At 60.0% G+C, this 26,952-nt stretch carries 22 protein-coding genes; 6 read left to right on the top strand and 16 right to left on the bottom strand.

Features of this window, described 5'->3' with window-relative positions; translation table 11 throughout:
* Positions 1–39 precede the first annotated feature (39 nt).
* The 5 genes from dmul_RS01315 to lexA all read right to left on the bottom strand — a co-directional run bounded on the left by dmul_RS01315 (position 40) and on the right by lexA (position 8,206).
* On the bottom strand, positions 40–2,115 hold the full coding sequence (locus dmul_RS01315; RefSeq protein ID WP_020876789.1) for a molybdopterin-dependent oxidoreductase: 2,076 nt from the start codon (positions 2,113–2,115) through the stop codon (positions 40–42).
* Between the two features lie 279 nt (positions 2,116–2,394).
* Entirely contained in the window at positions 2,395–5,457 is a 3,063-nt protein-coding gene (locus dmul_RS01310; RefSeq protein WP_234979157.1) for a DNA polymerase III subunit alpha, read from the bottom strand.
* A gap of 26 nt (positions 5,458–5,483) precedes the next feature.
* Positions 5,484–6,647, bottom strand: coding sequence for a DNA polymerase Y family protein (locus tag dmul_RS01305; protein WP_020876791.1), 1,164 nt, complete (start codon positions 6,645–6,647; stop codon positions 5,484–5,486).
* The gene (locus dmul_RS01300) at positions 6,623–7,537 is read right to left on the bottom strand and encodes a DUF72 domain-containing protein (RefSeq protein ID WP_020876792.1); all 915 of its coding nucleotides are present in this window, start codon (positions 7,535–7,537) and stop codon (positions 6,623–6,625) included. The genes dmul_RS01305 and dmul_RS01300 overlap by 25 nt, the downstream gene beginning before the upstream one ends.
* A 12-nt stretch (positions 7,538–7,549) precedes the next feature.
* Positions 7,550–8,206: a transcriptional repressor LexA gene (gene lexA / locus dmul_RS01295; protein WP_020876793.1), complete on the bottom strand. Its 657-nt coding sequence runs from the start codon at positions 8,204–8,206 to the stop codon at positions 7,550–7,552.
* Between the two features lie 588 nt (positions 8,207–8,794).
* On the opposite strand from lexA, the gene dmul_RS01285 reads away from it, so the two are divergent.
* From dmul_RS01285 to dmul_RS01270, 4 genes are all read left to right on the top strand, one after another.
* Positions 8,795–9,706 carry a peptidoglycan recognition protein family protein gene (locus dmul_RS01285; RefSeq protein ID WP_020876794.1) on the top strand — a complete coding sequence of 304 codons (912 nt, stop codon included), beginning with the start codon at positions 8,795–8,797 and terminating at the stop codon, positions 9,704–9,706.
* Positions 9,706–10,587 (top strand): SH3 domain-containing protein, encoded by an 882-nt coding sequence (locus tag dmul_RS01280; RefSeq protein WP_020876795.1) that lies wholly within the window; start codon positions 9,706–9,708, stop codon positions 10,585–10,587. Before dmul_RS01285 ends, dmul_RS01280 begins: the two co-directional genes overlap by 1 nt.
* Before the next feature lie 393 nt (positions 10,588–10,980).
* Complete coding sequence (locus dmul_RS01275; RefSeq protein WP_020876796.1) at positions 10,981–12,366, top strand: FAD-binding oxidoreductase; 1,386 nt, start codon at positions 10,981–10,983, stop codon at positions 12,364–12,366.
* 254 nt (positions 12,367–12,620) lie between these two features.
* Positions 12,621–12,935 carry a YebG family protein gene (locus tag dmul_RS01270; protein ID WP_020876797.1) on the top strand — a complete coding sequence of 105 codons (315 nt, stop codon included), beginning with the start codon at positions 12,621–12,623 and terminating at the stop codon, positions 12,933–12,935.
* 250 nt (positions 12,936–13,185) lie between these two features.
* Here the strand turns inward: dmul_RS01270 and dmul_RS01265 are convergent, their stop codons facing one another.
* From dmul_RS01265 to dmul_RS01230, 8 genes are all read right to left on the bottom strand, one after another.
* A complete protein-coding gene (locus tag dmul_RS01265) occupies positions 13,186–14,409 on the bottom strand; it encodes a serpin family protein (protein WP_020876798.1) in 1,224 nt (407 codons plus the stop codon).
* Between the two features lie 280 nt (positions 14,410–14,689).
* Positions 14,690–15,181: a DUF3795 domain-containing protein gene (locus dmul_RS01260; protein WP_020875886.1), complete on the bottom strand. Its 492-nt coding sequence runs from the start codon at positions 15,179–15,181 to the stop codon at positions 14,690–14,692.
* 156 nt (positions 15,182–15,337) lie between these two features.
* Positions 15,338–15,952, bottom strand: coding sequence for an FKBP-type peptidyl-prolyl cis-trans isomerase (locus tag dmul_RS21045; protein ID WP_020875885.1), 615 nt, complete (start codon positions 15,950–15,952; stop codon positions 15,338–15,340).
* An 82-nt stretch (positions 15,953–16,034) separates the two neighbouring features.
* Complete coding sequence (locus tag dmul_RS01250) at positions 16,035–18,875, bottom strand: FAD-binding and (Fe-S)-binding domain-containing protein (protein ID WP_020875884.1); 2,841 nt, start codon at positions 18,873–18,875, stop codon at positions 16,035–16,037.
* A gap of 36 nt (positions 18,876–18,911) precedes the next feature.
* Positions 18,912–19,358, bottom strand: coding sequence for a type II 3-dehydroquinate dehydratase (aroQ, locus tag dmul_RS01245; RefSeq protein WP_020875883.1), 447 nt, complete (start codon positions 19,356–19,358; stop codon positions 18,912–18,914).
* 80 nt (positions 19,359–19,438) lie between these two features.
* Positions 19,439–19,954 carry a shikimate kinase gene (locus tag dmul_RS01240; RefSeq protein ID WP_020875882.1) on the bottom strand — a complete coding sequence of 172 codons (516 nt, stop codon included), beginning with the start codon at positions 19,952–19,954 and terminating at the stop codon, positions 19,439–19,441.
* A 5-nt stretch (positions 19,955–19,959) separates the two neighbouring features.
* Positions 19,960–20,727, bottom strand: a complete 768-nt coding sequence (locus dmul_RS01235) for a FadR/GntR family transcriptional regulator (RefSeq protein ID WP_144016504.1) — start codon at positions 20,725–20,727, stop codon at positions 19,960–19,962.
* Between the two features lie 266 nt (positions 20,728–20,993).
* Positions 20,994–22,277, bottom strand: coding sequence for an NAD(P)/FAD-dependent oxidoreductase (locus dmul_RS01230; protein WP_159449724.1), 1,284 nt, complete (start codon positions 22,275–22,277; stop codon positions 20,994–20,996).
* Between the two features lie 431 nt (positions 22,278–22,708).
* Here dmul_RS01230 and dmul_RS01225 point away from each other — a divergent pair, with 431 nt between their 5' ends.
* Together dmul_RS01225 and dinB are read left to right on the top strand one after the other, a co-directional pair.
* Positions 22,709–22,915: a cold-shock protein gene (locus tag dmul_RS01225; RefSeq protein ID WP_020875879.1), complete on the top strand. Its 207-nt coding sequence runs from the start codon at positions 22,709–22,711 to the stop codon at positions 22,913–22,915.
* Positions 22,916–22,993: 78 nt separating this feature from the next.
* Entirely contained in the window at positions 22,994–24,124 is a 1,131-nt protein-coding gene (gene dinB / locus dmul_RS01220; RefSeq protein WP_020875878.1) for a DNA polymerase IV, read from the top strand.
* 82 nt (positions 24,125–24,206) lie between these two features.
* Here dinB and dmul_RS01215 read toward each other — a convergent pair whose 3' ends face one another.
* The 3 genes from dmul_RS01215 to dmul_RS01205 form a co-directional block, all read right to left on the bottom strand.
* On the bottom strand, positions 24,207–25,139 hold the full coding sequence (locus dmul_RS01215) for a DUF6515 family protein (RefSeq protein WP_020875877.1): 933 nt from the start codon (positions 25,137–25,139) through the stop codon (positions 24,207–24,209).
* 566 nt (positions 25,140–25,705) lie between these two features.
* A complete protein-coding gene (locus dmul_RS01210; RefSeq protein ID WP_020875876.1) occupies positions 25,706–25,924 on the bottom strand; it encodes a hypothetical protein in 219 nt (72 codons plus the stop codon).
* 139 nt (positions 25,925–26,063) lie between these two features.
* On the bottom strand, positions 26,064–26,711 hold the full coding sequence (locus dmul_RS01205; RefSeq protein ID WP_020875875.1) for a LexA family transcriptional regulator: 648 nt from the start codon (positions 26,709–26,711) through the stop codon (positions 26,064–26,066).
* Between the last annotated feature and the right edge of the window lie 241 nt (positions 26,712–26,952).

Here is a 26,952-nt window from a genome sequence, read left to right as displayed (position 1 = left end):
GCATGGGAGGGGCACAGGTGCCCGCACCATCACGGGGAATCAGGCTTTGGTCACCTCGACAAAAAACTCCTGGTAAGCGACGGCGCCGCCGGCCGGGTCCCAGAGATCCAGGCCGCCCTGCATGAACTTGTTGTCCGCAAGCCCCTTGCCGAAGGCACGGGTCTCGACGGGAAGCTGATGGCCGAACCCATGGACCACGAAGACCGCCTCGGGATGTATCACGTCGGTCACCTTGACCTTGATCTGCTCCGAATAGCCGTTGCGGCTGACCCTGGCCCGCCCGCCGTCGGTGAGGCCCAGCTTCTTCGCGGCCTCGGTGTTGATCCAGAGCTCGTTTTCGGGCATCTGTTCGGCGAGCATGGTATTGTTGGCGGTATGTCCCTGGGTATGCAGCGCACATCGGCCGAAAGTCAGGCGGAACTGCCCTTCGGGGGGACGCTGGAGCGAGACATAGGGCTTCAGGGACGGCAGCCCCTGCTTCTCCAACATCTCACAGACGATCTCGAACTTGCCGCTGGGCGTCTTGAATTTGGGCGGCGGATAGCTGGGCTGATCCGCGAGAGCCACAAAACCCTTTTCCTTGAAGTCCTCCAGGCTGACGCCGGTGCCTTCCAGCTGGAATTTGCGAATGTCGTCGATCGACTCGTAGGCCAGCTCGGGGAGGTTCATCCGCCTGGCCAGGCCCGCGATGATCTCCCAGTCGGCTTTGGTGTCGTAGCGGGGCTCCAGCACACGGTCTCGAACGAAGAACTGGGGTTTGACCCCGTTCTTGGCGGCCACGATGCTCTCCCGCTCCAGATAGGGCGAAAGCGGCAGCACCACATCGGAATACCAGGCGGTGTCCGACCACGAAAAGGTTACCGAAACCATGAAGTCGAGATGATCGAACATCTGCTTGAGCCGATCCGGATCGGGAAATCCCATGAGGGGATCATGGCGGTAAGCAATATAAGCCTTCACCGGATAGGGATCTTCGGTCTCCATGGCCTTGAAGAGCAGGTGGGGCAGGCCCGGTCCCGCTTCCAGGTGGGGGTAGCGCCAGCCGGCGCCGTCGGCCCGCTTATCTTCGGGCTTGGGATAGAGATCCATGAAAGATTTGAGCCCCTTGCGGCCCACGTCCCCGGGCTTGCTGACGATCGGAAGCCCTCCCTTGGCGCCGATGGATCCCAAAAGGGCGTTGATGATGTAGATGGTGCGGCTCACGTAGAAGGAGGTGGTATAGCGGGCCGTCATCCAGCCGGGGTGCCAGAGCACGGCCGGCGCAGCGGCGGCGAGCTCCCGGACGAACTGGCGGAGGGCCTCCGGCGTCACGTCCGTCTCTGTTTCCGCCCATTCGGGCGTGTAGGGTTTGACGAACGTCTTCAGTACGTTGAGGTCCTTGATATATTTGTCGGCATAATCCTTGTCATAGAGCTCCCTGGCCAGAAGCTCGTGGATGACGGCCAGGTTGAAGGCGTAGTCGGTGCCGGGACGAACCATGAAGAAACGATCCGCCTTGGCGGCCGATACGTTTCCCCGGATGTCGATGACCGTCAGCTTGCACCCGGATTCCATGGCGTCCATGAGATTGTTGACCTCCTGGACGTTGATGGATTCAAATATGTTTCGGAGCTGCAGCACCACGTGTCGGGCGTTCTTCAGGTCGTAAGCCACCCCCTTCCGCCCCATGCCGGTAACGGAGATGCAGGCGTGCTGGACATTCCGCGCGCATGAGGTGTCGTGATTACAGTAGTTGGGCGTGCCCAGTCCCTTGAGAAAGGCCCGGTGAAAGTCGCGAAACGGACCGCCGCGGTCGGAAAAGGCGATGGCTCTGGCGCCGTGCTGCTCCTTGATCTCCATCAGCTTCCCGGCCACATGATCCAGGGCTTCATCCCACGTGACGGTCCGCCATTTTCCCTCGCCTCGGGCACCCTCCCGGATCATCGGCGCCTGGGGCCGCTCCCGATCCTTGATAAGGGCGATGCCCGCGGCCCCCCGGGGGCAGACCGCCCCCTTCATGGCCGGCACGTGGAGATTCCCCTGGAGGAAACGGACCTCACCGTTTTCCACCTCCGCCTGGATGGGACACCGAACCGTACACATGCCGCAAACACTGTAGACCTTTTCTGTCGCCATATTTCTCTCCTTGACGCATCGCTCCGGACGTTTTTCCGCAAGCAGAACGCTATACCGTTTTGTGCCACATTTTTATTTCGATGTGCCACATTTTTATTTCGCTTGCCGCTCCGGACGCCTTCCCGCAAGCGGCAGATCTATCGATATCCTCTCACATAATTGTGCTGATCATGCTATATTTTTATATCATGCCTGGCGCCACACAATTTATTTTATTGAAATTAAGGAAACTTATCACAGGTTTCTTTTTCCTGTCAACATGGAGATTGAGGAAGGGATTCATGTTCGGGATCGGTGGGAAGGACACTCTATTTCGGCGCATCGCCGCGGATCTATCGGTCGAACCGCCAAGGGCCGGACACCATCGACGGTGAGCGTGACGGCCCGCCACTCCCGCACCGCCTTGCCGGAGAGAACATAGGGACGGTTCACCTCGAGGATTGCGCAGAAGCGATCGTAGGCTTCCGGGAAAAAGACGGTCTCGAAAACGCCGGTCTCGTCCTCGAAGGAGAGAAACTCCATGGGGTCCCCGCGGCGGGTCCGGACCGTCTTCCCGGTAATCAGCCATCCGGCGACGCTGACCCGCCGTCCCGCATGACGGTCGAGGCAATCGGCCTTCACGGTTCCCACGACAGCCGGATTCCCCTCGAAAAGGGCCATGGGATGACGGTCGCACAGGAAACCGAGAACCGCGAACTCCCGGCGGAGGCGGACGATTTCGGCGTCCGGATTCAAGACCGGTATGGTCGCCTCGTCTTCGAAAAGGCTAAGCGATCGCTCCTGCTGCTCCCAGCGGGCGAGAGCCCACATCAGGGCGGCCCGGTTCGCCCCCGGCAGGAGACCGTCCAGGGCGCCACACCGGACCAGTGCCCGGGCTTCGGCCGCGTCGGGCCGCACCCGCGACAGAAAATCCGACAAATTCGCAAAGGGGCGTCGGACGACCGTGCGCCGACAGGTCTCCGCCGTAAGCCCCTTGACCGCGGCAAGCCCCACCCGGAGGGCGTCAGGCCCGGCCGCCGCCCAACGGACGCCGCTGGTTCGGACGTCGGGGGGCAGGATTTTGAGCCCCATGCGCCGGGCTTCGGAGACGTAGGCGAAGGTGCTGTAAAATCCCCCCTGGTTGCTGATGACCGCGGCCATGAAAGCCGACGGGAAATGGGTCTTGAGGTAGGCCGCCTGGAACGAGACCCGGGCATAGGAAGCCGAATGGGGCTTGCAGAAGGAGTAGCCGCTGAAACTCATGATCATCTCCCAGACGCGTTCGATCGCGTCGGTCGGCACGCCCCGCTTCAAGGCCCCCGCGAAAAATCGCTCCCGAAAATCGCCAAGGTGGTATTCCCGATCTTTCTTCGAAAGGATTTTCCGGAGCCGATCGGCATCGGCGTGGGAAAAGCCGGCCAGGGCCACGGCGGTTTTCGAGACGTCTTCCTGATAGACCATGATGCCGTAGGTGTCGCCCAGCACGTCGGCGAGGAGGGGGTGGATGGGCGTCCATACCTCCCCGTGAAGCCGCCGGATGTACTCCCGGATGCAACCGCCCGCCGCCGGACGGATGATGCTGCTGTGGATGACGAGATGTTCGAAATCCCCTCGCCCGGTCTTTTGCTGGAGAAGCCGCATGGCCGGGCTCTCGATGTAGAAACAGCCCATGGTGCGGCCCGCCGCCACTATCGCACGGGTCGCGGGGTCGTCCTCGGGGACCCAGTTCCGCTCGTCAAAGACTGCACCGGCGGCACGGACTTCGACCACGGCGTCCCGGATCACGGCGAGGCTGCGGTTGCCCAGAAGGTCGATCTTCACGAGGCCCGCATCCTCGGCCCCGTCCTTGTCCCACTGGATGACGGGAATCCCCTTGGGCGCCGTCTCGATGGGGACGTAGCGGTCGATGGGCCCGGGTGTAATGACCGTGCCGCCGGGGTGGACCGAAAGGTAGCGGGGCAGGCCGATGATGCGTTCGGCGAGGCTGATGATCTCCGGCCAGGGGGACGCGAGGTCGAGATCCCGGGATTCGGGCCGGGACCGGATATGATCCAGAAGCGATCCGTCTCCCGTGTTGTAGCGGGGAACGCGGCGGATCACTCGACGGATCTCCCCTTCGGGCAGGCCGAAGACCCTGGCCGTCTCCCGAACCGCCATCCGGGGCTGAAACAGCACGTGGTTGGCCACCAGGGCCGCCCGGCCGGAAAATTTCCCGAGAACGGACGCGAGCACGGCATCGCGTTCGTCCCAGGCGAAATCGATGTCGATGTCCGGCGGGTCGCTCCGTCCCGGGTTCAGAAACCGCTCGAAATAAAGGCGGTGTTTGATGGGACAGACGTTGGTAATCCCCAGGCAGTAGGCCGTCAGGGAGGCGGCCCCCGATCCCCGGCCGCAGATCCGGGGGCTTTGGGCCACGATGTCCCGCACCACGAGAAAATAAGCGGAAAACCGCTTGTCGGCGATCACCCGGAGTTCGTACGCCAACCGTGTGGTCACGGCCTCGGGCAGGTCTTGGCCGTAGCGCTGCCGGGCCCCCTGAAAGGCTGCGACCCGGAGCTCGGCATCGGCACCCCGGCCCGTCCCGTTCTCCCAGGGGGGCATGATCGTACCGAAACCGGGCCGGGTGAAGACCAACCGCTCGGCCAGATCGTGCGTCGCCCGGATCGTTTCCGGGCACGTCTGAAAGCGCCGGGCATACACCGCCGGCGTTGCCAGCCAGGCCGCCTTCGGGGCGCAGTCTTCGGAAGGGACGCCCGAGAGGGTCGTGTTGCCCGCGATAGCCCGGAGCAGACGGTGGACGGCGGCATCCGCCGGATCGAGAAGAAAGCTCCCGGGCACGGCGACCAAGGGAACCGCCATATCCCGGGCGGCCCTGGCGAGGGGGTGGACGGCAGCCACGGGATACCGGGGCACGGCGGCAGCCACGGTGAGCCCGGCATCCCGCCATTTCCGGATCAGTCCGGGGTTGCCCGTAAGCACCGTGAGTCCCGCCCCGAGCTCGGCCACGGCAGTGCCGAGATCGAAGACGGCCGCCCGGTGCCGCCGGGTGAGTATCCGGCACAGGTTGGCGTAGCCCGCCGGTGTCTCCACCAGACAGACCGCCCGGCGCCGGGATCCCGGCTCGGTAACCTCGGCCCCCACAATGGGTTGAATTCCCTCCCGATCGCAGGCCGCCAGAAACGGCCAGAGCCCGTACAGATTGTCCGTGTCGGTCATGGCGAGGCGCCGGTATCCCAGCGTCCGGGCCCTTCGGCAGAGGGCCGCCGGGGTCGCGGTGCCCCACATGAGGGAAAAGCCGGATCGGACGACGAGCGGCACCAGGGCAGGTGTTTTGGCCGGCGTAGCTGTTTCGGATAGACGCATGGGCTTGTGTTCCGGTTCGTGAAACATTAAACAGGCAGGGTCCGCCCCATTCGGACCGCGTCCCGACCGAAGCGGCGCCGGATCGCATCCAGGGCCGCTCCCAGACGCGCCTGCCGAAGGCTGCCCCCGTCGTCAAACAGGCTCATCTGCCCCGAGGGGAAGACCAGGCGATCGCAGACCAGGCTCATATGACGGATCCGGACCCGACGGACACGGGCGAGCCCAAAGGCCCCTCGGGCCAAAGCGTAGAGGGCCGGATCGTCGGCCGTCCCCACGGCGGACGCTTGCCGTCGGGCGCACCGCACCCCGTCGGCATAGTCGAGAATCACCCCGATCCGCCGGGCCGTCATGCGACGCTCCCGCAGCGCGGTACCCGCCGTTTCCACCAGTCCGTAAAGCGCCGCATCCAGAATCCGATCGTCGTTGGTGTCGCCCCCGAAGGCGTGTGCCGCCGCGACCCGGGGCGGCCGCTGGTTCATGTGCGCCACCGGCGAGGGATCGACGCCCCGGACAAGGTCGTGGAAAATCCGCCCCCGACGCCCGAAGGCCACCTGCATCTGGTCGGCATCGAGGGCCTGGGCGTCGGCCACGCGATCAAAATTGAAGTCCCGAAACCGGACCAGGTCCGACGGGGTGATGCCCGGCAGAAGGCCCAACGGCAGGGGGGCCAGAAAATCGGCCTCTTCACCGCCCCCGACGATGGCCTCGCCCGCGGGCTTGACCGTCCGCGTAGCCGCCTTGGCCGTCAGCTTGTTGGATGCCACGGCCCAGATGGGATCGAGATCGAGGCGTCTTCTGATCTCCCGCTGCATGCGCCAGGCCATGTCCACCGGCGGCCCGAGATATCGTCCCGACGCGGTGACGTCCACGAAGAGGTGGCCGTCGTTTCCGCCCGACTCGATGAGGGGAGAGAACGGGCGTGCCAGTCGGCACACCGCCGTCATGGCCTGCTCGTATCTTGACGGCCGGGGCGGAAGGACGACCGCACGCCGACAGATCCGCACGGCCCGGGCCAGGGACATCCCTTTGCGGACCCCCGCCCGGAAAGCCTCGTCACTCATGTCGTACACGGCGGCGCGTGTGTCGCCGGGAGCCACGATCACCGGTCGTCCCCGGAGTTGGGCGTCGATGAGGCGCTCCACCGACACCGCGAAATCAGCCACGTTCAGGTGGATGACGGCCCGGTCCACGGCAGTTCCTCCGATAACCCGCACGGCGAAAAGCGGCCGGGCGGCGGTTTGCAGGAAAGCCCTCGGGCAACGAGAAGCGCCGCCAGGGCCTCTGCATTCCGCGGGGCCTGACCCCGGACGTGGTTGTTGAAAAAAACAAATCCCCGGGCGGCCCGGTCAACCATGGCGGGAATCCGCGCTTCGGTCCACTCCCGCAGCTCGGCCTCGCTGTAGTCGTAATCGAACTGCCGTTGCATGACGCCCGAACGCCATCCGGCAGCGTTCCGACCATGGAGCCGGAGATAGAAGAACGCGGGGGGGATGATCCTGCCGACAGGCGCCGGGGGCACCGGCGGATAGAGACCGGGCAGGCGGGGTGCGTCCACGGCGACCAGAGCGATCCGGCGGGCCGCCAGGGAAGCCGCCACCTTTTCCGCGGCGGCTTCCGCGGCCCACGATGCGTGGCGGAACTCCACGGCCAGCGGCAGGCCGTCCAAGGCCTCCAGGAGATTTGCCAGGTAGCGCCGACGGTCAGGGGTGCGGTGAAAGAAGGGCGGCAGCTGGACCAGCACCGCCCCCAACTGTCCGGACTGGACCAGGGGGGCAATCCCCTCCCGGAAGCGCCGGGCGTTTTCGGGCCATTCCCCGGGCGACACCTCGTGGGTCAGGGTCCGGTTCAACTTGACCGCAAAAAGAAACGACGGGGGCACCTGGCCCCGCATTCGGTCGAGGGCGTCGGCTTTTGGCATCTGGTACCAGGTGAAGTTGAGTTCGACGGCCGCAAACCGACCGGCGTAGAAGGCGAGCATCTCGCGCTGCTTCATTCCCGGAGGGTAAAAGCCCGCCCCCGTCCACTCGGGATAGGAATAGCCGCTGGTCCCCACGAAAATCTCACAGGCTCGCCCGCTCATGACACGCTCCCGTCAAACCGGCCGGTGGGGAATGCCTTTCGGGCCGCGCACCACGCCCACAACCTTCCCCTGGATCAGGATTTCGTCGAATGCGTACCGAGTCGGTTGGTAGGCGGCGTTTTCAGGGCGCAGCTCGATGTGATCGCCGCGCCGGAAAAACCGCTTCACCGTGGCCTCGTCGCCGTGAATCAGGGCCACGACGATCTCACCGTTTTCGGCGAACTGCCGGGGCTCGCATACCGCGATGTCGCCATCAAAGATGCCGGCACCCCGCATGGAATCCCCCCGGATCCGGAGGGAAAAAAGGTCCCGCCCCCGGTAGATTTCAGCGTCGACGACCACCGTCCCCGCCCACTCCTGCTGGGCGTACATGGGCAGCCCCGCCGTTATTCGGCCGATGACGGCGACCTCGCGGAAACGATGGAGACCCGCGGTCTCGTCGGCACGGTTCAGGATGTGGAGGACACGGCTGTAGCGCCCTTCCCGCCGGAGATACCCTTTGGTTTCAAGAGCCTTGATCAGCCGCCCCACGGCCGCGTGGCTGATCCCCAGGTCCCCGGCCGCTTTTCTCAGGCTCGGCGTGCGCCCGGTCGACCGGATCTCCCGATGGAGATATGCCAGAACCCTGCGCTGTGTTTCCGTCAGATCGGTGGACGATATCGGCTTCATTCCAAACCTTCTCAGCATTACAACGTGTTCGACTTTCGGGAACCGAACTGTCGAAAAGCAGCAGTATGCACCCCCATCGAACAGGCATTGGATTCGAACACGGGGAATCGTCAGTTCTTTCCGGTATAGATAACGCGAAATTAATCCTGACGGATAAGAATGTCAACATGAATGTATATATTATGTAAATATATTTTTACTTCAACTTTCGACTTTCATGATGGTAACCGGATAGAGGTGCCGGCCTATGAAAGTCGAAAGTTGAGTTTTTACAATATATCCGACTTCTCCCCCAACGATGGAATGGGTTGCCTCTCCGGCGGTTGAAGCGATTTTTTTTGACTTCGACAAATTTATGCATATACTCCAAACTTATCGACAGGGTTTTATCGTAATGCCTTTCTGCAGTGATATTTCCCGCGGTTGTCTCTTCCGCCCATCCCCGTCAGGATCCTTCCTGAATCTTCTTTTGCCTGCGACACCTGTCAAATGGTACGGCATCGTAAGAATACGCTGAAAATCGAAACGTTGTTTAAAAGCGACGGTGAGCGGCTGCAACATCCGGCTCCGTCTGAAGGAGGCAACGTCATGATACTGAAAAAAGGAGACACCGGCGATGCGGTCGAGGCCGTTCAGGCGAGACTGGGCATCAAAACGGACGGCATCTTCGGCCCCAGAACCGAAGCGGCGGTGAAACAATTTCAGAGAAGCCGGCAGCTCGAGGATGACGGCATCGTCGGTCCTTTGACCGCTGCGGCATTAGGCCTCAATCTGGAGGAATTCCTGACGACCGATATCCAGGACAGCATCCGGACCACGGCGGACGGCCTGTTGATCCATACATCCTATCTCGATAAAGACGAATACCTGAGCGGCCCGACAGACAAGTTCTATGTGTTTTTGCACCACACCGCGGGCGGTCACGATCCATACGCCACGATTCGCTCATGGAACAATGACGATCGCGGTCGCATCGCAACACAATTCGTCGTCGGCAACAGAAGCGTCAGGGGCGATACGACCCACGACGGCGAGGTCGTCGAATGCTTTCCGGATGAGGGGTGGGCATACCATCTCGGAAAAAACAACAGTTCCCTTCTTCATCCGCACTCCATCGGCATTGAGATCTGCAATTATGGATGGGTCGACCCGCGGGGAGGAAAATTTTACACCTACGTCAACAGCGTACTGCCCGACGATCAGGTGATCGATCTGGGTTTTGAATTCCGTGGATTTCGATACTTCCATAAATATTCCGAAGCTCAGATCGGCGCGGTGCACCAGTTGCTCAAGGAAATCCGCCGGCGCCATGATCAGGTCAATCTCCATGCGGGGCTTGTCGAGTGGATAGAGACCCAAAGCCCGGCCGAAGCCTTCGATTTCAAACCGGAGGCGTGTAACGGAAAGATCCGCGGTCTCTTGACCCACGCCAACACGAGGAAGGACAAGACCGACTGCAGTCCCCAACCCCTGCTGATCGACATGCTGAGGAATTTGTAATGACGACGCGCTGTCCGATGAAAAACAAGACGCGGGTTTCAAAAGTGCTCCCCGGGGTTTTCCTGCTGTTCTTTGTCGCGGTCGGCTGCGGAAACCTTCAATCCGGAAAAGCGGCCGCCCCCGGCCGTTCTCCTGACCCGACGGCGGAAACGGTGCATCTGACTTACACCGTGGTCGATGTCGCACCCGACGATATTCTCAACGTCCGGGCCAGGCCTGATGTGAACGCGGCCGTGGTCGGCCATATCCCATTTTACGGGGTGGATATTCACATTCGGGAAACAACCCGGAAAGCGAAAACATCGGCCTGGATGCCGATTCGCTACAAAGACCTGAACGGATGGGTCAACAGGCGCTATCTGGCCCGGCAGGTGGGGGCCATGGATGAGGCGGTTTCAGCGCGAGCCGGAGAAATAATGTGGGCGCTCAAGCAAAAAGATATGGCGCGTCTTTCCAGGCTCGTTCACCCGGAAAAAGGGGTTCGGTTCTCACCGTACACCTATGTCAGGGATGAAGATCTGGTCTTCCAGGCAGACGACATAAAGGATTTGATGTCAAACCCGTCGGTCTACCGCTGGGGGCGCTTCGACGGCTCAGGCCTTCCCATCACAAAGACATTTGGCGATTATTTCAAAAGATTCGTATATGATGCCGACTTCATCCGTCCCCAGGCCGTCGGCGCCGACACGGTCATCGGGAGAGGAAACACCATCAACAATATTCCGGAATTCTATCCCGAAGCGATTTTCATCGAGTATCATTTCGAGGGGATGGATCCCAAGCTTGGCGGAATGGACTGGCGAAGCCTTCGTCTGGTGCTGGAGACGCACCAGGGGAATTGGTACCTCGTCGGGATCGTCCATGACGAATGGACCATCTGAGAATCGCCGGGGCCGCCCGGACCGATGCCCCATCGGTTGCCTGAAAAAATAAAAAACTCGACTTTCTACCTTCACAGGCCGGTGCCGGGAGGATACAGTCCGAACGTTGAGGCTGAAGGGGTGCGTCCGCCTCAGGCGATGCCTTTGTCTCCTTCAGCCGCTGTCCGGTCACCATCATGAACGTCGAAAGTCAAGTAAAAAAAAACAGAGATGATCAAGGACGTCCTCGACACCATGGCGGACCTCCCCCTTCGGGCATGACCATGATCTGCGTCACCCGCGAGATGAGCGTTGCCCGGTGCCCCGGCATACCGTCGGCGGCTGCGATATTCGATCCTTGCGGCGGTGCCGTAATATCGGATCGGTATAGCCGCCCCATGAAGGAGAATAACAATGAACGATCAGATCGTATCCACACTGAAGCAAAAACTTCGCGGACGACTCGTCAGTCCCGGTGATGCGGACTACGATGTCGTCCGGTCTCTTTACAACGGCATGATCGACAAGCGACCACGCCTGATTGCGCGCTGCCTCGATGTCGCCGACATCATCGCCGCGGTGCGCTTCGGCCGCGACCAGGGCCTGCCCATCGCTGTTCGCGGCGGCGGCCACAACGGTCCCGGCCTTGGCAGTTGCGACGGCGGACTGATGGTTGATCTCTCCATGATGAGAAGCGTGCGCGTGGATCCGGCGAGCCGAACCGTTCGCGTCGATCCCGGCTGCACGTCAGGGGATGTCGATCATGCCACCCACGCCTTTGGAATGGCTGTCCCGTTCGGCATCGTATCGACCACCGGCGTCGCCGGTCTCACCCTCGGCGGCGGCACGGGGTACCTCACGCGCAAGTACGGGCTTACGATCGATAATCTGATCGAGGCGGATATTGTCCTGGCCGACGGCAGTCTTGTCAAGGCCGACAAGAAGGAGCACCCCGATCTCTTCTGGGCGCTGCGCGGCGGCGGCGGCAATTTCGGCGTGGTGACAAGCTTCCTGTTCCAGGCACATCCGGTGGAGACGGTTTATGCCGGTCCGATCTTCTGGGAGACGGCTCACGCCAAGGCGGTGATGCAGGCCTATCGCGACTTCCTGCCGACCGCGCCCGAGGAGTTGTATGCATTCGTCGGCCTCAAGACGGTGCTCTCCATGGACCCGTTTCCAGAAGATTACCGGGGCAAACGCGCCTGTGCCGTGATCTCCTGCTACAACGGACCCCAGGCGGAAGGTGAAATGATCCTGGCGAAACTCCTCAAGACCTTGCCGCCGCCCATCTTCAACTGGATGCAAACGATGCCGTTTCCGGCGATGCAAGCGTTCTTCGATCCGTTTCTGCCAAAGGGGCTGCAATGGTATTGGAAGGGCGACTTTGTCAAGAGCCTGCCGGATGAAGCGATCGATACGCACATCGCACAGGCCGCGGAGGCGCCCAGCGAATTGTCGCTCATGCACCTCTACCCCATCGACGGCGCGGTCCACCGCGTGCCGAAAGCGGCGACGGCCTGGAGCATGCGCGACGCCACATGGTCCATGGTGATCGCCGGAATCGACGGCGATCCGGGACAGGCCGATGCCCTGAAGAGATGGGGACGCACCTACTGGGCGGCGATTCACCCGTTCAACCTGGAAGGGGCCTACGTCAACTTCATGATGGAGGACGAGGTCCAGGGGCGAGTCCAGGCGGCCTATGGCGAGAATTACCAGCGCCTCGCTTCTGTGAAAGCGAAATACGATCCGGAAAACATCTTCCGGATCAACCAGAACATCCCCCCGGCTCGATATTGACGTCAAAGCGACGTTCGAGGTGCCGGCCGCGCATCGCCCCGGAGGTGAGGGAATGCCGGGTTGCACGACATCACAATTCAACTTTCGACTTTCATGATGGTAACCGGCACCGGCCTATGAAAGTCGAAAGTTGAGATCACAATGCTTCCGGCTTGTCTGCGGGCAGGAAAATGCAGACAAGCCGGAACCGACATGATAATAGAGATGCCGTCGACATCTAAAACAGGACTATCCATGAAAGGAGAGACCACAACATGACCGTCGAGGTGAGATATCTTGTCATGCGAGATGGGAAAGAGGTGGGGATGTATCTGACGAAAAAGGAGGCCGACGAGCATGACAGGATGCTCGACATTGCGCTGGCACTGGCCGGTTTCATTGAAAAGGTTGAAAACATCAAGATCGATGAAGACACGCTGGAGGAGCTGACCATCCATCTGTCCCGGAACCGGGAGGATGTCATGCGGATCCTGAAGGGGCTCAAGCCGCGCATCGAGAAGGCTTCCGAAAAAACGGAGAAACTCATCGATATCAAGGAAAAGGGCAAAAAAGCCGTCGGCGCCAAGTAGGATGCGCCGTATTTCCGTTCGGTGTCCCATCGACACGCCGGCCAACGGCAACATGACGAATCGCTGCAACCGGAACAACAGGGGTTTGATATCATGAACTCAACTTTTGACTTTCATAGGCCGGTGCCGGGAGGCTGCGGCAAAAGCACGGTGGCGGCCCTTCATCGCCTTTCCTCGGGATATTCGCATCGACGAGCTGTCGGGAGGGCTGTACGGCGACACGGGACGGTATCCGGATTGGCGTCCGGCCTTATCGCTTTCCGTCTTGCAAGTCTCGGGGATCGGCCAGTCTTCCCATGAACAGAATGCTTCCGGTCGCGTGTTCGCGAATGAGAAAGATGAAGGGGTGATCCGCACGAAAGACCGGATATTCCCGGACGGACGTCAATGCCATTTCAACGGCTGTCGCGGCGGCGGCCTCCGTACCCGCCTCGTTCACATCCATAACGGCTTTGTGCTTGATCTGTGAGATCCACAACGCCCCCTTCGCCCCTCCCATGCCCCGAAAGTCGGCCTTTCCCGCGGGGTCAAACCCATCTTTCATGCCCAGTGTCTTGAGGGGAGGCACCAGATCATGCCCGGTTTCCATTCTGAATTTCGGCAGGAAGAGTTCCATTTCCTGTACGGACGCCGCATCCAGCTCCGAAAGCCATTGCATCAGCGTCTCCGTGGTGAGCCGCTTCTCCAGTTCCCCCAGGCCGTCCACGTCCCGCGGCAACAGGACCACCATGGACAGTGCCTCCCCTTTATAAGGCAGGGCAACGGCCTGAACGTCCGTCTTCGTCAAGCATCTGTAACGGTCTTTCCGATACATGAGACGCGCAGTGACCTGTTCCCTCGACGACAGCCTGAAGGGGGCTTCATGTGTCTGTTCATCCGCGAAGCGCCGCTCCCAGACACCCTTGAAATAGACGGCGTTCAGAAGCACACACACCGATTGGGGGTCGAGGGTTTCCATAATCCTTTCGATGTTGCCTTCCGTCTGCCGCCGGACCCACCCGTTGATCCGGTCGATCCCTCCGGTGAAAATTTCGGCGTTGTAGTTTTCCTTCAGCAGTGCCTTGAACGCCCTGTCCACATCCCCGCCGGTCAAACACAATGCGTTGGCGATGTTCATTCTCTGACCGGTTTTGCGCGCACCGGCCGTAAGTTTCCGGTTCAGACGATTGAATGCGGTATGCAGGTCGGGCGGATCGAGTTGGAAGTCCAAGGCGGCTTTCATCTCAACGGCCGTATTTTCGCGGGCCCCGGCATAGGTCATGGCCAACGCCGATGAAACGCCGTAGGGTGAAAACAACAGATTGCCGTTCGCAGCGCCGAGTTCACGATACAGCTTGACCGCAAAAGCGCTGTTTCCCTCGACAAGGGTGTCGACCGCCGAACATTCGGTGCGGGATGCAGTTGCCGGGTTCCCATATAGAACAATCGCAACGGCCAGAAGGACGGCGGTACATGTCGGATATATTCGGTTCATAAGGTTCCTTTCTCAACTTTCGACGTTCATGACGATGACCGGAAAGCGGTGCCGGGAGGATACGGCCCGGGCCCCTTCAGCGGTGAGTTTTAGTGCCGCTTAAGCGCCGCGGAGGATCAGCGGCCCGGACTGTTTGAGCGCCAGCGAGTTTCCGGGCCGCCCGGAGCAAGCTTTAGCGGCACTTGAACGAAACCGCGTGGGACGGGGGCCGTATCCTCCCGGCACCGGCCTATGAAAGTCGAAAGTTGAATTCCTTTCATATCCTGATTCCTGAAACGAGTCAGTCCAGATCCAACGCCGCTTTGCATTGATTGCATTTCATGGCGCCGCGAAAAACCGTATTGCCGCATTCCGGACATCTATAGCGGGCCGCTTCGTCCCGAACCCATTTTTCAGTTCCGAATTCCCGTCGATACGGAACAGACCGCAAAATGACTTTTTTCCCAACGGCCATGGGAAAATCATCAATATGCCGGCAGGGAAAATCATCGCACTCGTGACACCCTGTGTACCCTTTTCCCCGGGCACAGTCTCTGATCTCGCATTGTCGGCAGTGCATGAAACGATCATCCGACAAACACCCGCCACAATGCATATCTTCCGTAGAAAGCGTTTCGCTGTTGGGGAGCGTACCTTTTCCCGGCTGCCCGCCCTTGTATAGATTGACCAATCGCTCCTTCAGTTTGGTGTTGTTGTCGCGCGACGCGATGTAAATGGCGCAGACACCGCAGTATAGACCGCAAGGAGAAATCAAATCGGGATTTATCTCCATTTTTAACCCTTCCTGATATAGTGACTCAACGTTCGACTTTCATGGGCCGCTATCCGGTCACCATCATGAAAGTTGAAGTAGTGAATTCTCATGTGGAACAAACCGGTCGGCTGTTGCCCATGGTGGTTATCCCTTGGCTTTTTGGCGTCGCAGCGGTTAGACGATCTTGAGGAGTTCCACCTCGAAGATCAGGGTTTCATGGGGGCCGATGGCGTTCCCGGCACCGCCGGGGCCATAGGCCAGGTCGGACGGAATGAAAAGCTCGTATTTGGCCCCCTCGCTCATGAGCTGAAGGGCTTCCTGCCATCCCCGGATGACGCCGTTCACCGGGAAAGTGGCCGGTTTGCCGCGTTTGACCGAGCTGTCGAAAATATTGCCGTCGATAGTCCTGCCCTCGTAGTGGGTCTCCACCGTATCGGATGCCGAAGGGGTCTTCCCGCTGCCCTCCCGGATGACGCGGTACTGAAGGCCGCTTTCGGTCTCGACGACGCCCGCCCTTTCCCGGTTTTCCGTCAGAAAAACCCGCCCCTTCTCCAGGTTGGCCTCGGCCCTGCCGGATGTCTCGGTCTGCCGTCGCTCCTGAAAAGCGTTCTTGAACCCCTCCATGATCTGCTGCATTTCAGCGACGCGGATCCGGCTCGGCTCCCCGGCTGCGGCGCCTCTGAAGCCGTCGACAAAGCTGTCGACCTCGATGTCGATGCTCTGCCGCTTGAAATCTCCGGCGATGCTTCGTCCCAGAATATAGCTCACTTTTGTCATGTCCACTTTCATGTCGTCTTCCTTTCAGCGTCACTGAATGACCATTGTGATGAATCGATTTTTTTTCAACAAGCGAACACCCGCCACCCCATGTTCAACCCCTCTGACGATGGGGTTGTCCGGGCAATGCAGCGGCAACGATTTCGATGGGATGACGGACGGGCTTTCCGCTCATATCCTCCATCTGCATCCGGCAGGTGGGACAGTCGGTCGCCCCGAAATCCGCACCCGACCGATCGAGCCGGTGAATCATCTCCGCGCCGATCCGCCGGCTCAGATCGATATTGGCGGCGCTCATGCCCCAGATACCGGCCATGCCGCAGCAGCGGCTGTCCAGATCGATCGTCTCGAGGCCGGGAATCCGTGAAAGCAGCTTGAGAGCGCTTTTCGGGGACGGCTGGACGTTGAGGTGACACGGCAGGTGGTAGGCGACTTTGACACCAAGGGGCGCGAGGTTCAATCGACCGGGGAAACGCTCGATCAGCCGGCTGATGTGCATCGTTTTTTCACGGACGATGCGCATCTCGGCCGTGTCGCAAAGATATCCCCATTCCTGCATCAAGGAAAGGCCGCAGGAAGAGCAGGTGACCACTACGGCATCCGCCGCAACCGCCAATCGCCCCCATCGGGCGAGGTTCCTCCGGATCCTTTTCGCCGCCGTCCGCGTCATGCCCTTGGCCAGCATGGGCAGACCGCAGCAGTGCTGCGGCGGCAGGCTGACGGTCATGTCCATGGCGGTCAGCACCTTTACGGCGGCCTCACCAATCTCGGGCCGGATGTACGTCGCGTAGCATCCCGCGAAATAGAGCACCCGGAACCGGCCCCCGCCGGATTCGCCGGGAACCCTTTCGAAAAGGTCGCGGGCAGGAAAATGCGGTGGTCTTCGCCGGGCGGAAATACCGGCGAACCGTTCAGCCGCCCTTCGGGCCATACGGGTATCCGCAAGCCCTTTCACCGCGTCGGGAAGCTTTCGGGCGAACCGCCCCGCGAATTCCGCGGCCGTCAGGAGCCGGTATTCGAGGGTCGGGCCGAACCGCCTTACATACCGGGCCCGGGCCTCGACGGCCATCCTGGGAATGTCGACCCCGGAGGGGCATTCGTGAAAACAGCTTCCGCAGTGGACACACCGGCTCATCACCCTCTGGAAAGCCCGTTCAAAGAGAGACCGCTCCGGAAGCGCCCCGCTGATAAGCCCCCTCAAGGCATTGGCTTTTGCCTTGGGGGACGCCTCCTCGTCCCGGGTGAGTTTGTACACGGGGCACATGCGGGTGGCCGCCGTCACCGTGGTGCATTTGCTGCAGCCGTGGCATTTTTCGATCTCCCGGACAAAACCCTCGGGCCATCGGAGGCGGTTGCGACCGGGTTCCCCGGCACGGTAGTCCGGGCCGTAGCGGAGGGGACCCGTCATCTGATTCGGATCGTCCAGGGTCTTGATCTCCGGGTTGAGGATCCCCGCCGGGTCCAGAAGACGTTTGACCGCGATGAAAAGGGGCCAGATATCCGGGTAGCACCGTCTTATGTAAGCACTCCGAAGACGACCGTCGCCGTGCTCGCCGGAAACCGAGCCGCCCAGGCGATGAACGAGTTCGAAGACGTCGTCCGCCAGGGGCTTTAACAGCGCCGCATCCCCGGCCTTCCTGAGGTCGAGGAGGGGACGGGTGTGAAGCAGTCCCTTGGCGATGTGTCCGTAGGTTACAAAGGGAATCCGCCGACGGTTCAGGATCTCGTAAATGCCTTTGAAATACGGCACCAGTCGGTCCGTGGGCACTGCGGCATCCTCGATCAGGGCCAGAATCTTCTTCTCCCCCTTGAGCCGGTAGAGGATGGGAACCGCAGCCTTCCGCACCGCCCAGAACCGGGCCTTCTCCCCGGCCGAAACCGCGAGATGCGCCTCCCGGGCCAGACCCGCCGTTTCGACACATTCCCTGGCCGCTTCCGCCAATCCCGCGCACGTCGCGGCGGAAAAATCGTCGAACTCGACCATGAGGACGTTGTCTGCACCGATGGGGATCCTGTCCCGAAGGGTGGGATCGGTTTTCCCGGCAAGGGAAAGGAGCGACTTGTCCATGATTTCAATGCCCGACGGTCCCATGGGGAGTATGCGCTGCACCGCCGTCGCCGCGGCGACGATGTCGTCGAAAAAAGCGACGACCAGGCTCTCGTGGGGCGGTTTTTCCAAAAGCCTGAATTTCAGGCGGACGGTGATGCCGAGGGTGCCCTCGGCGCCGGAGATCAGACGGGTCATGCGGAGCCGGTCGCCGGCGACGAGTCCCCTGAGGTTGTAACCGGCGACATTGCATCGGACGGGGGGATAAGCGCCCTCGATGATCCCTCTGTTTTCCATATAGAGGCGATAAAGCGCCCTGAGATTCGGGGGCAGGGCTTCGGCGTCCCGGGTTTCAAGCTCCGAAAGCATGAGGGTGCGGCCGTCGCCCGTCACGACCTCGGCGTCCAGGAGGTAGTCGGCGACGTTCCCGTACTTGACGCTGTGGGCGCCACTGGCGTTGGTGGCGGCCATCCCGCCGAATGTGGCATACTCGCCGCTGGAGGGATCCGGGGGGAAGAAAAGCCCTTTTCCCGCGAGTGCCGCCTCCAACTCGCCCAGGCGATAGCCGGGTTCGCATTCGAAGGTACGACCCGCGGTGTCGAGCCGGATCAGACGGTTCATGCGGCGGGTGAAATCAACCACGATACCGCCGCCCAACGCCCCGCCGCAGAGCCCGCTCCCGGCCCCTCGGGGGTGGACCGACAGGCCCCGGGAACGGGCGAAGACCACGGTTTTGGCAACATCGCCGGCATGTCTGGGGTAGACCACGGCGGCGGGCGTCTTCCGGAAAATACTGCCGTCCGTCGAAAGCAGATACCGTCCCAGGTCATCGGTGCGGACATCCCCCGCAATGCTTCGGGCCAGGGCTGAAAACCGGTTTTCCGTCATGGATATACCTTCATCGAGCCGTTTTCACGGACAGCATCATTCCATGTCCCGGATCAGGTCGACGGCGGCTCTGAGGCCCAGGAGGTAGCTGTTGACGCCAAAGCCGGAGATCTGCCCCCGGACCACCGGCGCAATCACCGACACGTGCCGGAACGCCTCCCTGGCGTGGACATGGGACATGTGGACCTCCACGACGGGCGCCGCAAGCAGGCCAAGAGCATCCATGATGCCATAGCTGTAATGCGTCCAGGCCCCGGCGTTGATAACGACGGCGTCGGTCTTGGCCGCATGGGCCTGGTGGATTTTCTCGACCATCTCCCCCTCATGATTGGTCTGAAAACACTCCACCGCGACGTTCAGCTCCGAACCCAGCGCCTTCAAGCGACGGTCGATCTGGGCCAGAGTGACCGTCCCGTAGTGTCGGGAGTCCCGTTGGCCGAACATGTCGAGATTGATGCCGTGAAGGACGAGTATCGTTTTCATGTCGTCTTCTCCATCCGAGGTATGCGCCATTCCCCTGTCGATTATCGAATGAGGGGACCATACATCCCGTCAAAACCATGCTAATCCGTCTGATAGGCTTCAAGCAGACGCTTCGCCACCGCTTCAGGTGTCTGACCGGACGTATCGATTCCCCGAAACCGGGCATAGCCGGCCTCCCGCTCCCGCATCAGGCCGACAATCCGCTCAATGGGGTCTCCACCTTTCAGCAGAGGGCGCTCGGCCCCGGCGTCTCCGGAAATGCGCGCCACAATCTCCTCGGGCGTAGCCTTCAGGCAAAAAATCCGCCCGGTTTCGCCAAGGGCCGCGGCATTGTCGGGATCCAGCATCAGACGGCCGCCTGTGGAGATGACCAGACCGCTTTTCCGGCCCAACTCCCGGGCCGTTTCAGCCTCCATTTCGCGAAACGCCGCTTCCCCCTTCTCATTGAAAATCTCGGCAATGGTTCGCCCGGTCCGGACCTGGATCAGTTCGTCCGTATCCACGAAACGGTACCCCAATGCTTTTGCCAGTAATTTTCCCACAGTGCTCTTGCCGGTTCCCATGAATCCGGTGAGAATGATATTGGCTTTTGTCATCGTCCTCACCTCTTCAGGGACGAATCCCCCTGCCGCCCTGTCATATATTCGTTGAAACGCCAGATGTGCTTTCGGGCCAGATCGCCGGCCCGCTCCGCATCCCTTGATTTCACCGCCGCGAAAATATCCATGAGATCCTGATAGTTCTCCTCGAGTCGACGCTCGTCCGGGGGGAGAAAGGTATCGTAGTAAGGCTGGATGTTGTCGTGGACCATGTCGTGAATGAAAATGTAGATAGGGTTTCCGGTGATGCGGGCCAGGGTCTGGTGAAATTTCTTATCGACATTCAAAAACGCGCGCCACTGGGCAATGCCGCCCGCAACACATCTTTCCGCTTCGTCCAGGAGGCCCCGAAGCTTCTCGACATCGGTGTCCGCTGCCCTGGCGGCGGCCTTCGCCGTGACGATGCCTTCGATATCCTCGCGGAACTCGTGAAGGTGATCGAGGGAAATTTTCCGGAGTCGGAGCATAAGCCCGAGACTTTCAGTCAGGGTCTCGACCATGGCCGCCTTGACCATGGCGCCGCCGTTGACCCCGAGACGGACCTCGATCAGCCCTTTCTGTTCCAGCACCCGGAGCGCTTCTCGAAGGGTGCCCCGACTGACATGGAAAATCTCCCGCATCTCCCGTTCAGAAGGAAGTCTGTCCCCCGTCTGAAATTGCCCGCTCAGGATCGCTTCCTGGATCTGGTCGACCACATCCTGAAAAATCCGACTCTGCCGGGCGACGCGAAACGTGCTGTCCTTGCTGTTGACGCCGGGGGGTTTGGACATTTGTTGCAACCCTTTGTTGACGTGACACGCGCCGCGGCCGCGCCCATTGTGATATCTCTTCAACTGTCGACTTTCATGATGGAGATCGGAAAGATGCGGCCTATCAAAGTCCAAAGTCGAGATATCTCGATCCCCAAAAGGATGGATCATCGCATCGGCTCAGGCATTTATTTTTTATAATGATCCAACCATTACTTATCAAGGCCGGACGCTCCGGTCAACCGTCATGTATCCTACCGTGTTTCGGTACCGGGATATACCGACGCTCAGGGCCGGCTGAAACGGTCGGGGTTCAAAGGCCCGATGTCCAGCGGCGGCCGATCTTCGGTCGCCAGTGTCGAGACGATTTTTCCGGATATGGGGGCCTGGGTAATGCCCAGCATGCCGTGCCCGGTCGCGATAATGAGATTCTCCACGCGGGCCGTACGACCAATATACGGCAACCCGTCCGGGCTGCAGGGCCTGAATCCCTGCCATATCTCGACGAGATTCATGGAAGACGGGTCGATATCCGGAAAATAGGCGGTCATGCTGCGCACCACCGCCTTGATGCGCCGCTGCCGATAGACCGCATCAAACCCCGCAAACGTAAAAGTTCCCGCCACCCGGAAGGTCTCCTCCAAAGGCGTCAGCACCGTTTTGGCCTCTAAAAGTCCCACGGGGATCGTCGGACAGGTTTTCGTCCGGGTAAAGGTGACGCTGTATCCCTTGGCCGGCTGCATGGGGATTCGGATCCCGAGGCTCCCGAGCATCCGCGTCGACCATGATCCGCCGGCCATGACGACATTGCGGGCGACAATGTCTCCCCGGGTGGTTTCGACGGCGACGATCCGTTTCCCGACGGTCCGGAACCCCATTACCTCAGTCGATTCATGAATGCGCACCCCCATGCGTCGCGCCGATGCCGCCACCTGCAGGACGAAGTGCCGGGGATCGAGATGGGCGTCCATAGGGAAGAAGACGCCGCCGCCGGCCATGGTCCTGATGCCGCCCGTCATATCCCGGACAACATCCGCCCCAACGATGTCGAACGGGATGTCGAATGCCTGCAACAGAAGTGCCTCCTTCCGGATCTCGTCAAGACCGCGAGGGGTATTGAACACCGAAAGAAAACCCTGCTGCGCCAGCCGAAGGTCCAGGTCGGCCTCCCGGTTCAATTCCTCGAAGAGGGCAAGCCCGTTCAGGTTCAAGTCCCGGATCACCGGAATGGCGGCGTAAAAACGGGACGTGCGGGAGGACCGCTGAAACAGATGCATCCACCGGATCAGCTCCGGATCGAGACGGGGCTTGATGGAAAACGGACTTTCCGGATTGAACATCCATTTCAAGCCTTTCAGAATCTTGCCCGGCGAAGCGAGGGGAATGCTGTAGCTGGGTACAATCAGTCCACCATTTCCGGCGGAGCACCCCGAACAGACCGATCCCCGATCGACCACCACCACATCGATCCCTTTCCGCCGCAGATAATAGGCCGAGCATATGCCGATGGCTCCGCCCCCAATCACCAACACATCGGTTTCCTGTCGCCGTCTCATTTTTTCGGGTTCCATATCCTTTCTTCCGTTGAGTGCCGGAAAATCCAACCGGTCGAGGAGATCCGGAAGGATACCGGCACCGGTTACCGGGGGTCGTCGGCCGATACCTATAGTATCCGAAACCGTCATGGCAAGCATAACTTTGACGAAATTCTCAAAGGCAACATATCCTACTGAAACAAAAAAACATAAACCTGTCGAAAGCAACCCGGCCGCGCTTGATTTACCCCTTGATAATTTTTTTGAATGACGATAGATTATGATGCATGATGTATGAAATTATGGATCAGGCGACAAACCGGAAAACGACGCCCAAAGAGGATCATTTTCCGGTATATTGTTTTGGAGGCCGTCTAAAGCGCCGTTTTAGACCTTCTTTCGAAATGATCGGAAAACCGCCGGGCATTATCCGAAACAACTTGCCACCACAGAAAGGGATTTGACGCATGGAAGGTCGCATAAAATGGTACAATGAAAAAAAGAAGTACGGCTTCATCACCACCGAAGAGCACGGAGACATCTTTCTTTACCACAAGAACATAAAAGAATTCGGACACTTTGGATTTCAGGAGGATGATCTCGTAAGCTTTGACCTGAAAACCACCCCCCAAGGCAAACAAGCCATGAACGTTCGCCCCGTCAAGGCCTATTGATCCGATTTTTTAAAGGGGAAAATCACAACACCTTGCCGGCCTCCGACATCGCGGGCATTTCGCAGCCGCTTCATCATCATGAAAGGTTATCGAAAGATTATCCATATCGACATGGACGCCTTTTATGCCGCCGTGGAGCAGCGCGACCGGCCCGAACTTCGGGGCAAGCCGGTCATTGTCGGCGGCGATCCCCGTAAGCGGGGCGTTGTCGCCGCCTGCTCATACGAGGCCCGACGATTCGGCATCCATTCGGCCATGCCCGGAAAAATCGCTCTTGCCCGATGCCCTCATGCAGTCTTTCTCAGGCCCCGAATGGCGGTATATCGGCGGGTGTCGGCAGAAATTCGGGAAATCTTCCACGAATACACCGACCAGGTCGAGCCGCTATCCCTTGACGAAGCCTTTCTGGACGTGACCGTGAACAAAAAAGGAAATCCGTCCGCCACCTGTATCGCGGAATGTATCCGGCGGGATATCCGGACACGGACAGGACTGACGGCTTCCGCCGGCATCTCCTTCAACAAGTTTCTGGCCAAGGTCGCCTCGGACGAGAACAAACCCGACGGCATCACCGTGGTGCCGCCCCACGCGGCCGACAGCTTCATCGGACGTCTGCCCATCCGAAAGTTCCACGGCGTCGGCAAGGTCACGGAAGAAAAGATGCTCGCCATGGGAATCCGGACCGGTGCGGACCTGAGAAGAATCTCGAGGGTAGAGCTCGCCCGCCGATTCGGCAAAGCGGGCAATTACTTCTACGATATCGCCCACGGCCAGGATCACCGGCCGGTCAATGCCGATCGGATGCGGAAATCCATCAGCAGGGAGATCACCTTTTCAGAGGACATCGAGGGGCGGGATCGACTGACAGCGGTGTTGCGGGAATTGGCCGATCGTCTGGAAATCCTCGTCAGAAAACACGCCGTCCGGGGAATGACGTTGACGATCAAGGTGCGATTTTCGGATTTTCTATGCATCACGCGGAGCGTTACCCTGGACCGGCCCATCATCAGCGCGGAGACCATGACAATCCAGGCCGGTCTCCTGCTCGACGCCGCCGATGTCGGCGAAAAACGGGTCCGGCTTCTGGGGATGGGGATCTCCAATTTTGAAATCCGCGATCCATCGGGAATCCACCGTCAGCTGCATCTACCCTTTTCCGCGGCATACTGCGATACTCCCGCCGGATGCGGTCGCCCCCCGGTTGCCTGAAACGATCATAATCGTCCCCTCGGCGATGATTGTCCGCTGAGCACCGCGGATGCGTCGATCCTGGGGATGCGTTGAAAAAGGATCAACCGTTGACGGCCACCATGGGCGCGGCATACCGCGCATCGATCCACCCTTTCTCACCGTCGCCCAGTTCGATATAGAGCCACCCGTCGGACTCTTCAGCGACGGTCAGGATCTCTCCCCGTCGCACTTGTCGAAACACGGGATGGCCGGCCCCCGGGCCGGACCGTACATTGAGCAGCGCCGCCGTGACGGAGACCTGGGTGTATTCCACCTCCCCCGAAGCGATCTGGGGAACCGCAACCGCCGGGGGTGATACCACGACATAACCCGACGACACCGGTCGGTAATAAACATCGTCGTAGTAATAGTAGATCGACCCGCCGACATAAAAACCGAAACATCCCAAGGGAAGGGAAAGGAACAGTGACCCGATGGGTGGTCGCACCCTGACATATCCTGGTGAATACCCCCAATAGGGACGCCCCCGATAGTAGGGCCGTCGGTGGTAGTGATAGCACTTCAATCCCGGACGGCAGATGTGACGCCGGTAGGTGCGTTTCACATTATAGCCGTACTTGGGATGGCGACCGTATCGGGGGACGGCGATTCCCTTTCTGTAATGCGACCGCCCATCCCGGTAGCCGGAAAACCGTCTTTCATGCCGGACGACATTGCCTTTGGAAATGCGTCCTCTCCGGTGATTATTTCGATTGACGACGTCGCGGCGCGAACGATGGATATTCTTGGGACCACGATATTCACCGGCTCGGGGCGCTCGGGGGTGCGCCCTCCGGCTCCGGAATTCCCCGCCGCGGGGCGCTCGGGAATGGTCCCGGCGGCCGTCATAACCTCGGGAGGTCCTGCCCGGACCGCCGTCGTGGCGCTGGAATGCGTCGGCATATCCGGCAGTGCCTACCAGCGCGACCGATAGAAAACCGATCAGAAATAGGATAACCCCTCTGACGGATCGGGTGATGTTGCCGTGGATCATGATGCCTCTCCTTCGGTTTAGGACAACTAATTAGTTAGACGCACAGGAGCGTAAAAAGTTTACACGATACCGCCCCCGCAGGCAGTCGTCAGGGCGGACACGCAGGTCCGCCCCTACATCGATCGGGGCGGAATCAACATCGGCGGCATTCACACGAATTCAACGTTTCACGGTGTAGGGGCGAACCTGTGTGTTCGCTCTCCCTCCCAATGCGGGTTCGCCAATTGTTTTACGGGGGATGGGATCGGGGTCGACCACGCGGTTATCGCGGCCGGCACGCGCGGTATCGGGGGACACGCGCCGTCAGGGCGGACACGCAGGTCCGCCCCTACATCGATCGGGGCGGAATCAACATCGGCGGCATTCACACGAATTCAACGTTTCACGGTGTAGGGGCGAACCTGTGTGTTCGCTCTCCCTCCCAATGCGGGTTCGCCAATTGTTTCTCGGGGGATGGGATCGGGGTCGACCACGCGGTATCGCGGCCGGCATGCGCGGTATCGGGGGACACGCGCCGTCAGGGCGGACACGCAGGTCCGCCCCTCCATTGATTGCGATTATAGGATTTATGCCGTTTTCAAAACGATTTTCCCGCGCCCCTCTCGGGCGCCGTCATCGGCATATCGGTTGAGCGCAAATTCGATTTCATCGGCAAGACCGTTGATCAGACTGCCGGTGGAACGCTCCCGTCCGCGTCGAAAGCCGATATGGGCATCGGTCTCAAAGGTCTCGGCCAAGCACCGCATCTTCATGATCGTCGACGTCAGCTCTTCCTGAATGTTCATGATGCTCTCCTTTCCCAATCTGTTCATCTGGATGGTATTATTGGCGGATTTCCGGTTCGGTCGCGGTATGACCCTTTACCGACCGGAATATGGTCGCCATGTTCACTTTTATTAACATGCCGTGCCAAAAAAATGATGCCTAACGGTATTCCCGGCACGCCCAGATCACCCGGCCGATGATCCGGACGCCCGCTGCGGCGCCCCCCTCGAGACAGACCGGCATATAGCGAGGGTTGTCGCTGTGAAGAACAAGGGCGTTCGGTTGTTTTTCGATCCGCTTGACCATAATCGCTTCATCAACTCCTACGGCATAAATAACCCCCGCCGCCACTTCCGTCCGGGACCGGTCGACGAGAACCATGTCCCCGTCCTTCAACTCAGGCTCCATGCTGTTGCCGGACACATCCATCAGCACCATCCGACGGGGGTCGCCTTTTTTCGCCAGCCACGCCCTCTGAAAAGCAAAATACCGCTCGATGGTCGAGGCGGTTTCAAAAGAGCCGCCGCCTGCGGACAACCGGGCCGTTACCTTGGGAATGTTGAAAAATTCCCCATCGGGACCGTTTCTTGAGAATGTAGCGCCCTTGCCGCTCTCGAGCCATTCGGGGCTCAGGCCGTATTTCTGGGACAGCTTCAGAATCCATCTTTCGGGAACGACACCCTTCCGCTTCGCCTGGCTGACAGCCGCCCGATGAATGTTCAAGACCGATGCCAACTCGTTTTGGGAAGCAATGCCCGACGCCTCGAAGACTCTCTGAAGAAACGATTCGAAATGGGATGATGCCATGGTTTTCTTAAAAACAGTATCTGTTGAAACGAAGATTATATGCCCGTATGAGGATTCCATAAACAATTAATGTTAATTTCAGTTAACATTGTTCCCTGCGGAATGCAAGCACTTTTTCGATACGAAACAGGAGCGGCATCCCTCTCTTTGCCTGTAAGAAGACCGCATGAAGACAACAGCGTCCGGTCTGATCTGATGGTCATTATCAACGATGTCGGTCTGCCATAAGCCCGATGCCCGA

Source organism: Desulfococcus multivorans (assembly GCF_001854245.1).
GTDB classification, from domain to species: domain Bacteria; phylum Desulfobacterota; class Desulfobacteria; order Desulfobacterales; family Desulfococcaceae; genus Desulfococcus; species Desulfococcus multivorans.
The sequence above is the reverse complement of the archived record's forward strand: the minus strand, read 5'-3'. Positions and strand labels throughout refer to the sequence as shown.

What these genes read in the sequence shown, in the direction of transcription:
- dmul_RS01280 (WP_020876795.1), top strand. Translation starts at nt 9,706, where the DNA reads ATGACGACGCGCTGTCCGATGAAAAACAAGACGCGGGTTTCAAAAGTG.
- dmul_RS01285 (WP_020876794.1), top strand. Translation starts at nt 8,795, where the DNA reads ATGATACTGAAAAAAGGAGACACCGGCGATGCGGTCGAGGCCGTTCAG.
- dmul_RS01230 (WP_159449724.1), bottom strand. Translation starts at nt 22,277, where the DNA reads ATGGAACCCGAAAAAATGAGACGGCGACAGGAAACCGATGTGTTGGTG.
- dmul_RS21045 (WP_020875885.1), bottom strand. Translation starts at nt 15,952, where the DNA reads ATGAAAGTGGACATGACAAAAGTGAGCTATATTCTGGGACGAAGCATC.
- dmul_RS01205 (WP_020875875.1), bottom strand. Translation starts at nt 26,711, where the DNA reads ATGGCATCATCCCATTTCGAATCGTTTCTTCAGAGAGTCTTCGAGGCG.
- dmul_RS01250 (WP_020875884.1), bottom strand. Translation starts at nt 18,875, where the DNA reads ATGACGGAAAACCGGTTTTCAGCCCTGGCCCGAAGCATTGCGGGGGAT.
- dmul_RS01265 (WP_020876798.1), bottom strand. Translation starts at nt 14,409, where the DNA reads ATGAACCGAATATATCCGACATGTACCGCCGTCCTTCTGGCCGTTGCG.
- dmul_RS01310 (WP_234979157.1), bottom strand. Translation starts at nt 5,457, where the DNA reads ATGCGTCTATCCGAAACAGCTACGCCGGCCAAAACACCTGCCCTGGTG.
- dmul_RS01235 (WP_144016504.1), bottom strand. Translation starts at nt 20,727, where the DNA reads ATGTCCAAACCCCCCGGCGTCAACAGCAAGGACAGCACGTTTCGCGTC.
- dmul_RS01270 (WP_020876797.1), top strand. Translation starts at nt 12,621, where the DNA reads ATGACCGTCGAGGTGAGATATCTTGTCATGCGAGATGGGAAAGAGGTG.
- dmul_RS01215 (WP_020875877.1), bottom strand. Translation starts at nt 25,139, where the DNA reads ATGATCCACGGCAACATCACCCGATCCGTCAGAGGGGTTATCCTATTT.
- lexA (WP_020876793.1), bottom strand. Translation starts at nt 8,206, where the DNA reads ATGAAGCCGATATCGTCCACCGATCTGACGGAAACACAGCGCAGGGTT.
- dmul_RS01275 (WP_020876796.1), top strand. Translation starts at nt 10,981, where the DNA reads ATGAACGATCAGATCGTATCCACACTGAAGCAAAAACTTCGCGGACGA.
- dmul_RS01210 (WP_020875876.1), bottom strand. Translation starts at nt 25,924, where the DNA reads ATGAACATTCAGGAAGAGCTGACGTCGACGATCATGAAGATGCGGTGC.
- dmul_RS01240 (WP_020875882.1), bottom strand. Translation starts at nt 19,954, where the DNA reads ATGACAAAAGCCAATATCATTCTCACCGGATTCATGGGAACCGGCAAG.
- dinB (WP_020875878.1), top strand. Translation starts at nt 22,994, where the DNA reads ATGAAAGGTTATCGAAAGATTATCCATATCGACATGGACGCCTTTTAT.
- dmul_RS01260 (WP_020875886.1), bottom strand. Translation starts at nt 15,181, where the DNA reads ATGGAGATAAATCCCGATTTGATTTCTCCTTGCGGTCTATACTGCGGT.
- dmul_RS01315 (WP_020876789.1), bottom strand. Translation starts at nt 2,115, where the DNA reads ATGGCGACAGAAAAGGTCTACAGTGTTTGCGGCATGTGTACGGTTCGG.
- aroQ (WP_020875883.1), bottom strand. Translation starts at nt 19,358, where the DNA reads ATGAAAACGATACTCGTCCTTCACGGCATCAATCTCGACATGTTCGGC.
- dmul_RS01225 (WP_020875879.1), top strand. Translation starts at nt 22,709, where the DNA reads ATGGAAGGTCGCATAAAATGGTACAATGAAAAAAAGAAGTACGGCTTC.
- dmul_RS01300 (WP_020876792.1), bottom strand. Translation starts at nt 7,537, where the DNA reads ATGAGCGGGCGAGCCTGTGAGATTTTCGTGGGGACCAGCGGCTATTCC.